The sequence below is a fragment of the Pseudomonas sp. Y24-6 genome, from assembly GCF_020295325.1.
In the GTDB taxonomy this organism is placed as follows: Bacteria; Pseudomonadota; Gammaproteobacteria; order Pseudomonadales; family Pseudomonadaceae; genus Aquipseudomonas; species Aquipseudomonas gregormendelii.
This window is the reverse complement of sequence record NZ_JACBXG010000001.1, coordinates 400,792-414,438: the sequence shown is the minus strand read 5'-3', so window position 1 is coordinate 414,438 and position 13,647 is coordinate 400,792. Positions and strand designations below refer to the sequence as shown.

Genomic DNA, 13,647 nt, shown 5'->3' with positions numbered 1-13,647 from the left:
TTCAGTTGCCCACGACCTGCGTAGGAGCTGCCGAAGGCTGCTCCTACGGGGACCGTGAACGGTCCATAGAGTGTTGTTCACTATTGTTCATTGTCAACCGGCCAACTGTTCAATTGTTCATTGGCGGTTGTTCATTTCTGTTCAGCATCGAACCCCGGTCGCTCGCCAATTTGGCGTTTTTCCCGGTGGTTCAACGACTTGCGTTTCCTGGCATGAAACTCGCTCTACAGCCTGGGTCGCTTGACTCCAATAATAAAAAGGCCGAGCCATGTCGCTAACCCTGGAGCACGTCAGCCGCACCGTCGAAGGCCAGACCTGGATCGACGATGCGTGCCTGAATTTTGAAGCCGGTTCTTTCAACGTTCTGCTCGGTCGCACGCTGTCCGGCAAAACCAGCCTGATGCGCCTGATGGCCGGCCTGGACAAGCCCGACAGCGGGCGCATCCTGATGAACGGCGTCGACGTCACCCAGCGCCCGGTGCGTCTGCGTAACGTTTCGATGGTGTATCAGCAGTTCATCAACTACCCGACCATGACCGTGTTCGAGAATATCGCCTCGCCTTTGCGCCAGGCAGGGGTGTCCAGGGACCTGATCGAGAGCAAGGTTCAGGAAACGGCGAAGATGCTGCGCATCGAGAAATTCCTCCAGCGCCATCCGCTCGAACTGTCTGGTGGCCAGCAACAGCGCACCGCCATGGCTCGTGCCCTGGTCAAGGATGCCGAACTGATCCTGTTCGACGAACCGTTGGTCAACCTCGACTACAAGTTGCGCGAAGAGCTGCGCCAGGAAATGCGCGAGCTGTTCAAGGCCCGGCACACCATCGCGATCTACGCCACCACCGAACCCAATGAAGCTTTGGCGTTGGGCGGCACGACGACCATTCTTCACGAAGGACGGGTGATCCAGAGTGGCAAGTCGTCCGAGGTCTACCACCAGCCGCAGAGTGTGCTGGCGGCAGAACTGTTCTCCGAGCCGCCGATCAACCTGATGCCCGGGCGCATTGCCGGCAACGAAGTCAGCTTCGCCAATTTCGTGCACTTCCCGCTGAACGTCGACCTGCGACCGGTCGGTGAGGGTGAATACCGCTTTGGCGTGCGGCCCAGTCATATTTCCCTGGTGCCGAGCAACGACGATGACCTGGAGCTGGCAGTAACGGTCGAGGTGGCGGAAATCAGCGGATCGGAAACCTTCCTGCACGTGCGCAACGAACATTTCCTGCTGGTGCTGCACTTGCCCGGGGTTCACGAATACGACGTCGACGCGCCGATTCGCATCTATATCCCGACCCACAAACTGTTTGTGTTCGATGCCCAGGGCCGCTTGGTCCAGGCACCCGGGCGCCGTATCGCGAGGGTTGCCTGATGGCCGAGATCCGCTTGCAGAACCTCGCCCACAGCTATACGCGCACGCCGAGCGGTCCGGAGGACTACGCGATCCGCGAGATGGATCACATCTGGGAGCAGGGGGGCGCCTACGCCTTGCTCGGCCCTTCGGGCTGCGGCAAGTCGACCCTGCTCAACATCATTTCCGGCCTGCTCAGCCCGTCCCAGGGCCAGGTGCTGTTTGACGGCAAAGTGGTCAACGACCTGACCCCGGAAAAGCGTAACATCGCCCAGGTGTTCCAGTTCCCGGTGGTCTACGACACCATGACGGTGTTCGACAACCTGGCCTTTCCATTGCGCAACCAGGGCATGGCCGAAGCGAAAATCCACAGCAAGGTCCAGGAGATTGCCGAGGTCCTCGACCTGCAGGCGTTGCTGGGCAAGAAGGCGCGCAACCTGACTGCTGACGAAAAACAGAAAGTCTCCATGGGCCGTGGGCTGGTCCGCGATGACGTTTCCGCGATCCTGTTCGATGAGCCGCTGACCGTGATCGATCCGCACTTGAAGTGGAAGTTGCGGCGCAAGCTCAAGCAGATCCACGAGCAGTTCAACATCACCATGGTCTACGTCACCCACGATCAGCTGGAGGCCTCGACCTTTGCCGACAAGATCGCCGTGATGTACGGCGGCCAGATCGTGCAGTTCGGCACTCCGCGGGAACTGTTCGAGCGGCCGAGCCATACTTTCGTGGGCTATTTCATCGGCAGCCCCGGGATGAACCTGATCGACGTGCAGCCCCAGCCTGGGGGCGTCGGGTTTGCTTCGACCCACTTGCCGTTGTCCGACGCGCAACAGCAGCGTATCGCTGAATCCGAATGGCAGACCCTGAAGGTTGGCATTCGTCCGGAGTTCGTCCATGTGTGGGACGAGCCGTTCGATGACGCGATGCAGGCACAGGTCGTACACGTCGAGGATCTCGGCACCTACAAGATCATGACCTTGAACCTCGACGGCGCCCCGCTGAAAGTGCGCCTGGCCGAAGACAAGCCGGTGCCGCAAGGCACTGCCTACATCAGTTTCCCGGCCCAGTGGTTGATGGTCTATGCCGATGATTACCTGCTGGAGACGCAGCCATGAACAAGGTGCAGAACAACAAGGCCTGGTGGCTGGTGTTGCCGGTATTCCTGCTGGTGGCATTCAGCGCAGTGATCCCGATGATGACCGTGGTCAACTATTCGGTGCAGGACATCTTCGATCAATCCAGTCGTTACTTCGTCGGCGCCGACTGGTACAAGCAGGTGCTGCTGGACCCGCGGCTGCATGACTCGTTGCTGCGCCAGTTCATTTACTCCGGTTGTGTGCTGCTGATCGAGATCCCCCTGGGCATTGCGATCGCCCTGACGATGCCGACCAAGGGGCGCTGGTCGTCGCTGGTGCTGATCATTCTGGCGATACCGCTGTTGATCCCGTGGAACGTGGTGGGCACCATCTGGCAGATCTTCGGCAGGGCCGACATCGGCCTGCTGGGTTCGAGTCTCAACGCCATGGGCATCAGCTACAACTATGCGGCGAACACCATGGACGCCTGGGTCACGGTGCTGGTGATGGACGTCTGGCACTGGACTTCGCTGGTGGCGCTGCTGTGCTTTTCCGGCCTGCGGGCGATCCCGGACGTGTACTACCAGGCGGCACGGATCGATCGGGCCTCGGCCTGGGCAGTGTTCCGCCATATCCAGCTGCCCAAGCTGAAAAGCGTACTGCTGATCGCGGTAATGCTGCGCTTCATGGACAGCTTCATGATCTACACCGAGCCGTTCGTGCTGACCGGCGGCGGCCCGGGCAACGCCACCACCTTCCTCAGCCAGACCCTGACCCAGATGGCGATCGGCCAGTTCGACCTTGGCCCCGCTGCGGCTTTCTCGCTGGTGTACTTCCTGATCATCCTGTTGGTGTCCTGGCTGTTCTACACCGCCATGACTCACTCTGACGCCAACCGCTGAGGTCTGCCATGAGCAAAAGAAAGCTGATCCCGTTGCTGATCTACATCCTGTTCCTGCTGGTGCCGATCTATTGGCTGCTGAACATGTCCTTCAAGAGCAACACCGAAATCCTCAGCGGCCTGACCCTGTTTCCGCAGGACTTCACCTTGGCCAACTACAAGGTCATCTTCACTGATCCGGCCTGGTACACCGGCTACCTCAACTCGCTGTATTACGTGAGCCTGAACACGGTGATTTCCCTGAGCGTGGCGTTGCCGGCCGCCTATGCGTTCTCGCGTTATCGCTTCCTGGGCGACAAGCACCTGTTCTTCTGGCTGCTGACCAACCGCATGGCGCCCCCGGCCGTGTTCCTGTTGCCGTTTTTTCAGCTGTACTCCTCGATTGGTCTGTTCGATACGCACATCGCCGTGGCCCTGGCGCACTGCCTGTTCAACGTGCCGCTGGCCGTGTGGATCCTCGAAGGCTTCATGTCCGGGGTGCCTAAGGAAATCGACGAAACGGCCTACATCGACGGCTACAGTTTCCCCAAGTTCTTCGTGAAGATCTTCATCCCGCTGATCGGCTCCGGGATCGGTGTTACGGCATTTTTCTGCTTCATGTTTTCCTGGGTCGAGTTGCTGCTGGCGCGCACCCTCACTTCGGTGAACGCCAAGCCGATCGCGGCGGTGATGACTCGCACGGTCTCGGCGTCCGGTATCGACTGGGGTGTGCTGGCGGCGGCAGGGGTACTGACCATCTTGCCCGGGATGCTGGTGATCTGGTTTGTGCGCAACCACGTGGCCAAGGGTTTTGCCCTGGGCCGGGTATGAGGAGCTGATGATGGAATGGATGAGCTGGACTGTCCCCACCGCGGTGTTTTTCATCGTCATTGGCCTGATCCTGGTGGGCATGACGACGTGGGAGCTGCGTTCTCCGAGCGTCCTACGCCGCGGTTTTTTACCGATTGCCACCACCCGTGGCGATCGGCTGTTTATCGGTCTTCTCGGTAGCGCCTACCTGCATTTGCTGGTGATTGGCGCCACCGACTGGAGCATCTGGGTAGCGTCCGCGTTCTCCCTGGTGTGGCTGTTGGCTGTGATGCGCTGGGGCTAGTCGACATCGCTCGGCAAAGTTGCTCCAAAACTCAAACAGGAGGTCTCTATGTTCGACAAAAACAATAAGCTGCGACATAGCGTTTCATTGGCAGCCATGCTGGCACTCAGCGGGTTGAGCGCTGCGGCCTGGGCCGATGCCTATGAAGACGCCGCCAAGAAATGGATTGGCAGCGAGTTCAAGCCGTCCACGCTGACGCCAGAGCAGCAGCTCGAAGAGCTGAAGTGGTTTATCAAGGCTGCCGAGCCCTTTCGCGGGATGAACATCAAAGTGGTCTCGGAAACCCTGACCACCCACGAATACGAGTCCAAGGTGTTGGCCAAGGCCTTTACCGAGATCACCGGGATCAAGCTGACCCACGACCTGCTGCAGGAAGGCGATGTGGTGGAGAAGCTGCAAACCGTGATGCAGTCAGACAAGAGCATCTATGACGGTTGGGTCAACGACTCGGATTTGATCGGTACGCATTTCCGCTACGGCAAGACTGAATCAATCACCGACCTGATGGCCAACGAAGGCAAGAACTTCACCTCGCCGACCCTGGACATCAAGGATTTCATTGGCATTTCGTTCACTACCGCGCCGGACGGCAAGATCTATCAACTGCCGGACCAGCAGTTCGCCAACCTCTACTGGTTCCGCGCGGACTGGTTTGAACGTCCGGACCTGAAGGCCAAGTTCAAGGAAAAGTACGGCTACGAATTGGGTGTGCCGGTGAACTGGTCGGCTTATGAAGACATTGCCAAGTTCTTCAGCGAGGACGTCAAGGAAATCGACGGCAAGCGGATCTACGGGCACATGGACTACGGCAAGAAAGACCCGTCCCTGGGCTGGCGATTCACCGATGCCTGGTTTTCCATGGCCGGTGGCGGCGACAAGGGTATCCCCAATGGCTTGCCGGTGGACGAGTGGGGCATCCGCGTCGAGGACTGCCATCCGGTCGGCTCCAGCGTGACCCGTGGCGGCGATACCAATGGCCCGGCAGCTGTTTATGCGACGCAGAAGTACGTCGACTGGATGAAGGCCTACGCTCCACCGGAAGCCGCAGGCATGACGTTCTCCGAATCCGGCCCGGTGCCGTCCCAGGGCAACATCGCCCAACAGATCTTCTGGTACACCGCCTTTACCGCCGACATGACCAAACCGGGCTTGCCGGTGGTGAACGCCGACGGCACGCCGAAATGGCGCATGGCACCGTCACCGCGCGGGCCTTATTGGGAAGAGGGCATGAAGCTTGGTTATCAGGACGTGGGGTCCTGGACGTTCATGAAGTCGACGCCTGAAAAACAAAAACTGGCGGCCTGGCTGTACGCGCAGTTCGTGACCTCGAAAACTGTCTCGCTGAAGAAAACCATCGTCGGCCTGACGCCTATTCGCGAGTCGGACATCAATTCGCAGGCCATGACCGACCTCGCGCCTAAACTCGGCGGCCTGGTGGAGTTCTATCGCAGCCCGGCCCGTGTGCAATGGACCCCGACCGGCACCAACGTGCCGGACTATCCGCGCCTGGCACAACTGTGGTGGAGCCACATCGCCGAAGCCGCCAGCGGCGAAAAAACCCCGCAACAGGCACTCGATGGCCTGGCCAAGGATCAGGACGCGATCATGACCCGCCTGGAACGCTCCAAGGCACAGCCGGTATGCGGGCCGAAGATGAACCCGGAACGGGATGCGCAATACTGGTTCGACCAGCCCGGTGCGCCGAAGCCGAAACTGGCGAACGAGAAGCCAAAAGGTGAAACCGTGAACTACAACGAACTGCTGAAATCCTGGGCGGATGCGCGTAAGTAAAAGCTGACCGCGAATGGCGAACGGCACCGGAAGGTGCCGTTTTTATTTATGCCTGTACGACCGCAATCGCGAGCAGGCTCACTCCCACAGTTAGCCGCAGGCGTTCACACATGTTGTGTTCACCGCAGATCCACTGTGGGAGCGAGCCTGCTCGCGATTGCAGAGTATCAGGCACCACAGGTTTCGACTGACCTGACGCTTTCGCGGGCAAGCCCGCTCCCACAGGTAACCGCAGGCGTTCACACATGTTGTGTTCACCGGAGATCCACTGTGGGAGCGAGCCTGCTCGCGATTGCAGAGTATCAGGCACCACAGGTTTCGACTGGCCTGACGCTTTCGCGGGCAAGCCCGCTCCCACAGTTAACCGCAGGCGTTCACACATGTTGTGTTCATCGGAGATCCACTGTGGGAGCGAGCCTGCTCGCGATTGCAGAGTATCAGGCACCACAGGTTTCGACTGGCCTGACGCTTTCGCGGGCAAGCCCGCTCCCACAGTTAACCGCAGGCGTTCACACATGTTGTGTTCATCGGAGATCCACTGTGGGAGCGAGCCTGCTCGCGATTGCAGAGTATCAGGCACCACAGGTTTCGACTGGCCTGACGCTTTCGCGGGCAAGCCCGCTCCCACAGTTAACCGCAGGCGTTCACACATGTTGTGTTCATCGGAGATCCACTGTGGGAGCGAGCCTGCTCGCGATTGCAGAGTATCAGGCACCACAGGTTTCGACTGGCCTGACGCTTTCGCGGGCAAGCCCGCTCCCACAGTTAACCGCAGGCGTTCACACATGTTGTGTTCATCGGAGATCCACTGTGGGAGCGAGCCTGCTCGCGATTGCAGAGTATCAGGCACCACAGGTTTCGACTGGCCTGACGCTTTCGCGGGCAAGCCCGCTCCCACAGTTAACCGCAGGCGTTCACACATTTTGTGTTCACCGGAGATCCACTGTGGGAGCGGGCTTGCCCGCGATGACAGAGTGTCAGGCACCTCAGTTTTCGACTGACCTGACGCCTTCGCGGGCAAGCCCGCTCCCACAGTTTTCAGCGCGTCAGGAATTCTGCGGCCTCCGGCGGTAAAGAGCCGGGCTGGCGTCCGGAGCCTGAAATCTCAGTGCGCCAAACGCAAAAACGGCACCCGAAGGTGCCGTTTTGTTTTCTACCGATTACCGCCAAGCGATCAACCCGCCAATACCGCCTGCTGAACCAGGGTCAGCAACGGCTGTGGGTACACGCCGAGGAAGAAGGCGACCACAGCGATGGCCAGCAGCATCACGCCGCCTGCACGTTGTTCCCAGTGCAGTTGCGCATCGTGGCGACGCAGGTTCGGCTCGATCAGGTACAGGGTGACCATCACGCGCAAGTAGTAGAAGACGCCGATGGCGCTGCCCAGTACCAGGGAACCGACGAGCCACCATTGATGCGACTCGACGCCGGTGGCGATGATGTAGAACTTGCCGATGAAGCCCGCAGTCAGCGGGATACCCGCCAGGGACAGCATCATCACGGTCAGTACCGCAGTCAGGTACGGACGGCGCCAGAACAGGCCGCGGTATTCGTACAGGGCATCGGCGTCACGGCCGTTGTACGGCGAGGACATCAGCGTGATCACGCCGAAGGCGCCGAGGCTGGTGATGACGTAGGTGACCAGGTACACGCCAATGGCTTCCACGGCCAGGCCCTTGCTCGCCACCAGGGCGATCAGCAGGTAACCGAAGTGCGCGATGGACGAGTAACCCAGCAGACGCTTGAGGTTGCTCTGGGTCAGGGCCAGCAGGTTACCGAACAAAATCGACGCGATGGCGATGATGGTCAGCACGTCACTCAGCACACCGCTGCTTGCGGCTGGGGAGATCTGGAACAGACGCACCATCACGGCGAACACAGCGACTTTCGACGCGGTGGCCAGGAACGCGGCCACAGGTGCCGGAGCACCTTCGTAAACGTCCGGGGTCCAGAGGTGGAACGGTACCAGCGACAGCTTGAATGCCAGACCGACTAGCATCATGCCCAGGCCCAGTTGTGCCAGCGAGCTCGGCAGGCCGGTGGCCGCGAGGGCCTGGCCAATACCGACGAAGCTCAGGCTGCCGGAATCGGCATACAGCAGGGCCATGCCGAACAACAGGAATGCGGAACCGGCGGCCGACAGCACCATGTATTTGATGCCGGCTTCCAGCGAACGCTTGTTGAAGAAGGCATACGCCACCAGACCGTAGACCGGTACCGACAGCAGTTCCAGACCGATGAACAAGCCGGCCAAGTGCTGCGCGCTGACCAGCACCAGACCGCCGAGGGCGGACATCAGGATCAGCAGGTACAGTTCTTCACGGTTGCCCGGGTAACCCGAGCCGCCATCGCCGAGGTAGGCGTGGGCGAGGGTTACACAAGCGAGGGTGGCGACCAGGATCAGCGCCATGTACAAGCAGGCGAAACTGTCGATTTGCAGCAATGGAGTTACGGCCAGAGGCGCAACTTTCAGGGCAGGAAGGATCGACAGCAGCGCCAGGTTCAGACCTGCCACGGAAATCAGGAAGGTCTGCGAGTGGTTACGGCGCCAGGCAATCGCCAGCATCACCACGATGATCGTGACGGTGGTGATCAACAGCGGCGCCAGCGCGATAAAGTGTTGAGTCGTAAATTCCATAGCGCTCTTACCGGGCCGAAGCGAGTTGAGTGAAGGCGGTACTGAGCCATTGCTGCACGCCATGCATCGTGGCGGCAGAAGTATCGAGGAACGGTTGCGGGTATACGCCGAGGTAAATCAGCAGTACCGCAAGGCCCAGCACCATGATCAGTTCGCGAGCATCCATGCCATGCAGCACCGCGTCCGATTTGGACGGGCCGAAGTAGGCACGGTGAATCATGATCAGCGAGTACACCGAACCGAACACCAGGCCGGTCGTGGCAATCGATGTGATCCATGGAGCGCTGGCGAACGTGCCGATCAGGATCAGGAACTCACCCACGAAGTTACCGGTACCCGGCAAGCCCAGGGACGCGGCAGCAAAGAACAGGCTGATGGCGGGCAGGTAGGCGATCTTCGACCACAGGCCGCCCATCTGACGCATGTCGCGGGTATGGGTGCGCTCGTACAGCTGGCCGCTGAGGATAAAGAGCGCCGCTGCCGAAACACCGTGCGCCAGCATCTGCATCACTGCGCCCTGCAGCGCGAGCTGGCTGCCGGAATAGATGCCGATCAGCACGAAGCCCATGTGGGAAACGGACGAGAAGGCAATCAGACGCTTGATGTCGGTTTGCGCGAACGCCAGGAATGCGCCGTAGAAAATCCCGATCAGACCCAGGGTCATGGCGATCGGTGCGAACTCGGCCGAGGCATTCGGGAACAGCGGCAAGGCAAAACGCAGCAGGCCGTAGGCGGCGGTTTTCAACAGGATACCGGCCAGGTCGACCGAACCTGCAGTTGGCGCCTGGGCGTGAGCATCAGGCAACCAGGAGTGGAACGGCACGACTGGCAGCTTCACCGCGAAGGCAATGAAGAAGCCCAGCATCAGGATGTACTCGGTGGTGAGCGACATCTTGGTTTTCAACAGGTCGGCGTAGTTGAACGTGATCACGCCGGTGTTGTTGAAGTTGACCAGTACCAGACCGAGGATCGCCACCAACATGATCAGGCCGGAAGCCTGGGTGAAGATGAAGAACTTGGTCGCCGCGTAGATCCGGGTTTTCTTGCCGTCCGAAGAACTGTGACCCCAGAGCGCGATGAGGAAGTACATCGGCACCAGCATCATTTCCCAGAAGAAGAAGAACATGAACAGGTCGAGGGCGAGGAACACGCCGACGACACCGCCCAGGATCCACATCAGGTTCAGGTGGAAGAAGCCAACGTGACGCTGGATCTCTTTCCACGAGCACAGTACCGAGAGGATACCCAGCAGGCCGGTGAGCAGGATCATCAACAGCGACAGGCCGTCGAGGGCCAGGTGCACGCTGATGCCGAAACGCTGGATCCAGGTGTGCTTGAACTCAAGCGCCCAGGTTGGATCGGCGCCAGGCGCCGGGGCAAATGAATAGTTGCCGGTTGCCCACAGCCAGAGGCCAAGAGCGAGCAACAGGGACATGGTGATCAGCGCAATCCAGCGCGGGAGGGTAGCGCCGAAGCGCTCAGCCATCCAGCACAGCAGGCCGCCGATGAAGGGGATCAGGATTAGCCAAGGCAGAATCATGACGGGCTCAATTCCTTTCGCAAGTTCGCAAGGTTCATATTCAGACCGCTACCAGCACAATGGCGCCGATGACCAGCACGGAGCCGGCTGCCATCGAGGCCGCGTACCAACGCAGTTGACCGGTTTCGGTACGGCTCAAGGCGGTGTGACCGCCCTTGGCCATACGCGGGATCAGGCCGATGGTCTGGTCCAGCGGGTCTTTGCGCAGTACGTGGCTGATCGCCAGGTATGGCTTGACGAACAGTTTGTCGTAGATCCAGTCGAAGCCCCAGGCAGCGAACCACCAGGCCGAAAGGAAGCGGCCAATGCCGCTGTTGGCGATTGCAGTAACGAAACGACGCTTGCCGAGGAACAGCAAGGCAGCCAGCAGGATACCGGCCAGGGCGATGGCGCCCGAGGCGATTTCCAGACTGTGCTTGGCTTCGCCGCCGGCATGGCCGACGCTTTGCGGCAACACACCTTGCAGTGGCGGAACGATCATCGCGCCGATGGCGGTGGACAATACGATCAACACCGACAGGGGCAGCCAGTGAGCGATGCCATGACCGGCGTGCGCTTCAGTCTTCGCTTCACCGTGGAACGCGATGAAGATCAGGCGGAAGGTGTACAGCGAGGTCATGAACGCGCCGACCAGACCTGCATACAGCAGACCGTGGTTGCCGCTGGCAAACGCCTCCCAGAGGATTTCGTCCTTGGAATAGAAGCCTGCGGTCACCAGTGGCAGGGCCGACAAGGCCGCGCCGCCGACGATGAAGCTGGCGTAGGCCAGTGGCAGTTTCTTCCACAGGCCGCCCATCTTGAAGATGTTCTGCTCGTGGTGGCAGGCGACGATCACCGCACCGGAAGCGAGGAACAGCAGCGCCTTGAAGAAGGCGTGGGTCATCAGGTGGAAGATCGCACCATCCCAGGCACCAACGCCCAACGCCAGGAACATGTAGCCGATCTGGCTCATGGTCGAGTAGGCGAGGATACGTTTGATGTCGGTCTGCACCAGCGCGGCAAAACCGGCCAGCACCAGGGTCACACCGCCGACGATGCCGACCAGTTGCAGGATGTCCGGGGCCAGGGCAAACAGGCCGTGGGTACGGGCAATCAGGTAGACACCGGCGGTGACCATGGTCGCGGCGTGGATCAGTGCCGAAACCGGAGTCGGACCGGCCATCGCGTCCGCCAGCCAGGTTTGCAGTGGCAGTTGCGCGGATTTACCCACGGCGCCACCCAGCAGCATCAGGGTCGCCAGGACGATCCAGAAATCACCGACCTGGAACTTCTGCGGTGCCAGTACCAGCAGTTCCTGGACATTGAGCGTGCCCAGTTGCACGAACAGGATGAACAGGCCGATGGCCATGAACACGTCGCCGATGCGGGTCACGATAAAGGCCTTGAGTGCCGCGTTACCGTTGTTGCGGTTGCTGTAGTAGAAACCGATCAACAGGTACGAGCACAGGCCCACGCCTTCCCAGCCGAAGTACAGGAACAACAGGTTATCGCCCAGGATCAGGAACAGCATGCTGGCGATAAACAGGTTGGTGTAGGCGAAGAAGCGCGAGTAACCGTCTTCACCGCGCATGTACCAGGACGCGAACAGGTGGATCAGGAAACCGACGCCCACTACCACGCCGAGCATGGTTACGGACAGGCCATCCAGGTACAGCGCGAAGTTCGGCGTAAAGCCTTCAACCGCCATCCACTGCCACAACACCTGGGTGTAGTGGCCGCCTTCCGGCGGGGCGACGTTGAATTGCCAGATCACGTAGGCCGTGACGATGGCAGACAGGCCGATGGAGCCGACGCCGATCAGCGCCGAAAGGTTTTCCGAAAAGCGTCCCCGGGAGAACGACAGCAGCAGGAAACCTATGAGAGGGAATACGAAAGTCAGATAGAGAAGATTCATCCGCGCATCTCGCTGGCAGCGTCGATATCGAGAGTGTGGAAGCGGCGATACAGCTGCAACAGAATCGCCAGGCCAATACTGGCCTCGGCGGCTGCCAGGCTGATCACCAGGATGAACATGATCTGTCCATCCGGCTGGCCCCAGCGGCTACCGGCGACGATGAACGCCAACGCGGAGGCATTCATCATGACCTCCAGGCTCATCAGCACGAAGAGAATGTTGCGGCGGACCATCAGGCCGACCAGACCGAGGCAGAACAGGATGCCGGCGACCGCCAGACCATGCTCCAAAGGGATAGCAGGCATCGTCATTGCTCCTTGGCTTCGTTACGGCCCAAGTGGAACGCCGTGACGGCTGCAGCGAGCAGCAGCATCGAGGCGAGTTCAACCACCAGCAGGTAAGGACCGAACAGGCTGATGCCCACGGCCTTGGCGTCTACGGTGGTGTGGCCGATGGCCTGGCCGCTCTGATGGGCGAACAGCACATACAGCAGTTCAGCCAGCAGCAGCACGCCGAGGATGGTCGGGCCGAGCCAGATGCCAGGCTTGAGCCAGACGCGCTCTTGCTGAACCGAGGCCGGGCCAAGGTTGAGCATCATCACCACGAACACGAACAGCACCATGATGGCGCCAGCGTAGGCAATCACTTCCAGGACACCGGCAAACGGTGCGCCGAGGGCGAAGAACGTCATGGCCACGGCGATCAGCGAAATGATCAGGTAGAGCAGGGCGTGCACGGGGTTGGTGTGAGTGATCACGCGAAGCGTGGACACCACAGCGATACCCGATGCGAAATAGAAAGCGAATTCCATCTTTCTTCCTTAAGGCAGCAAGCTCTTCACGTTGATCGGTTCGGCTTCATTTTGCGCGGCGCCCTTGGGCTTTCCGGCAATGGCCATACCTGCAACACGATAGAAGTTGTAATCAGGGTTTTTGCCGGGGCCGGAGATCAGCAGATCTTCTTTCTCGTAAACCAGGTCCTGACGTTTGAACTCGGCCATCTCGAAATCCGGTGTCAGCTGGATCGCGGTGGTCGGGCAGGCTTCCTCGCAGAGGCCGCAGAAAATGCAGCGCGAGAAGTTGATGCGGAAGAACTCCGGGTACCAGCGACCGTCATCGGTTTCAGCTTTCTGCAGCGAGATGCAGCCGACCGGGCACGCCACGGCGCACAGGTTGCAGGCTACGCAACGCTCTTCGCCATCAGGGTCACGGGTCAGAACGATACGGCCACGGTAGCGCGGCGGCAGGTAGACCTGCTCTTCCGGGTACTGCAGCGTGTCACGCTTGCGGAAGGCATGGCCGAAGATCATCACCAGGCTGCGAAGCTGGGTGAAGAAACCATGCACGATGTCAATTATGTACTTCATGAT

12 protein-coding genes are annotated in these 13,647 nt (G+C 60.1%); 6 read left to right on the top strand and 6 right to left on the bottom strand.

Annotated elements, in window-relative coordinates:
• The first annotated feature begins 268 nt into the window (after positions 1-268).
• The 6 genes from HYI44_RS01950 to HYI44_RS01925 are packed head-to-tail and all read left to right on the top strand — an operon-like array spanning position 269 to position 6,206.
• A complete protein-coding gene (locus tag HYI44_RS01950) occupies positions 269-1,363 on the top strand; it encodes an ABC transporter ATP-binding protein (RefSeq protein ID WP_205892398.1) in 1,095 nt (364 codons plus the stop codon).
• A complete protein-coding gene (locus HYI44_RS01945; protein WP_122839265.1) occupies positions 1,363-2,460 on the top strand; it encodes an ABC transporter ATP-binding protein in 1,098 nt (365 codons plus the stop codon). The genes HYI44_RS01950 and HYI44_RS01945 overlap by 1 nt, the downstream gene beginning before the upstream one ends.
• Positions 2,457-3,323, top strand: a complete 867-nt coding sequence (locus HYI44_RS01940) for a carbohydrate ABC transporter permease (RefSeq protein WP_033057091.1) — start codon at positions 2,457-2,459, stop codon at positions 3,321-3,323. The genes HYI44_RS01945 and HYI44_RS01940 overlap by 4 nt, the downstream gene beginning before the upstream one ends.
• An 8-nt stretch (positions 3,324-3,331) precedes the next feature.
• Positions 3,332-4,132, top strand: a complete 801-nt coding sequence (locus tag HYI44_RS01935; protein ID WP_045062323.1) for a carbohydrate ABC transporter permease — start codon at positions 3,332-3,334, stop codon at positions 4,130-4,132.
• 10 nt (positions 4,133-4,142) lie between these two features.
• Positions 4,143-4,415 (top strand): DUF2160 domain-containing protein, encoded by a 273-nt coding sequence (locus tag HYI44_RS01930; protein WP_225568608.1) that lies wholly within the window; start codon positions 4,143-4,145, stop codon positions 4,413-4,415.
• A gap of 48 nt (positions 4,416-4,463) precedes the next feature.
• A complete protein-coding gene (locus HYI44_RS01925; protein ID WP_045062319.1) occupies positions 4,464-6,206 on the top strand; it encodes an ABC transporter substrate-binding protein in 1,743 nt (580 codons plus the stop codon).
• A 1,174-nt stretch (positions 6,207-7,380) separates the two neighbouring features.
• Here HYI44_RS01925 and nuoN read toward each other — a convergent pair.
• Genes nuoN through nuoI form a run of 6 tightly spaced genes read right to left on the bottom strand, consistent with a single transcriptional unit; the run spans position 7,381 to position 13,647 of the window.
• Positions 7,381-8,844 (bottom strand): NADH-quinone oxidoreductase subunit NuoN, encoded by a 1,464-nt coding sequence (gene nuoN / locus HYI44_RS01920; protein WP_122839255.1) that lies wholly within the window; start codon positions 8,842-8,844, stop codon positions 7,381-7,383.
• Between the two features lie 7 nt (positions 8,845-8,851).
• Entirely contained in the window at positions 8,852-10,384 is a 1,533-nt protein-coding gene (nuoM, locus tag HYI44_RS01915) for an NADH-quinone oxidoreductase subunit M (RefSeq protein ID WP_122839254.1), read from the bottom strand.
• 40 nt (positions 10,385-10,424) lie between these two features.
• Positions 10,425-12,278 (bottom strand): NADH-quinone oxidoreductase subunit L, encoded by a 1,854-nt coding sequence (gene nuoL / locus HYI44_RS01910; protein WP_225568607.1) that lies wholly within the window; start codon positions 12,276-12,278, stop codon positions 10,425-10,427.
• On the bottom strand, positions 12,275-12,583 hold the full coding sequence (gene nuoK / locus HYI44_RS01905) for an NADH-quinone oxidoreductase subunit NuoK (protein WP_007905077.1): 309 nt from the start codon (positions 12,581-12,583) through the stop codon (positions 12,275-12,277). Before nuoK ends, nuoL begins: the two co-directional genes overlap by 4 nt.
• 2 nt (positions 12,584-12,585) lie before the next feature.
• Positions 12,586-13,089, bottom strand: coding sequence for an NADH-quinone oxidoreductase subunit J (gene nuoJ, locus HYI44_RS01900; protein ID WP_225568606.1), 504 nt, complete (start codon positions 13,087-13,089; stop codon positions 12,586-12,588).
• A gap of 9 nt (positions 13,090-13,098) precedes the next feature.
• Positions 13,099-13,647 carry an NADH-quinone oxidoreductase subunit NuoI gene (gene nuoI, locus HYI44_RS01895; protein WP_045062308.1) on the bottom strand — a complete coding sequence of 183 codons (549 nt, stop codon included), beginning with the start codon at positions 13,645-13,647 and terminating at the stop codon, positions 13,099-13,101.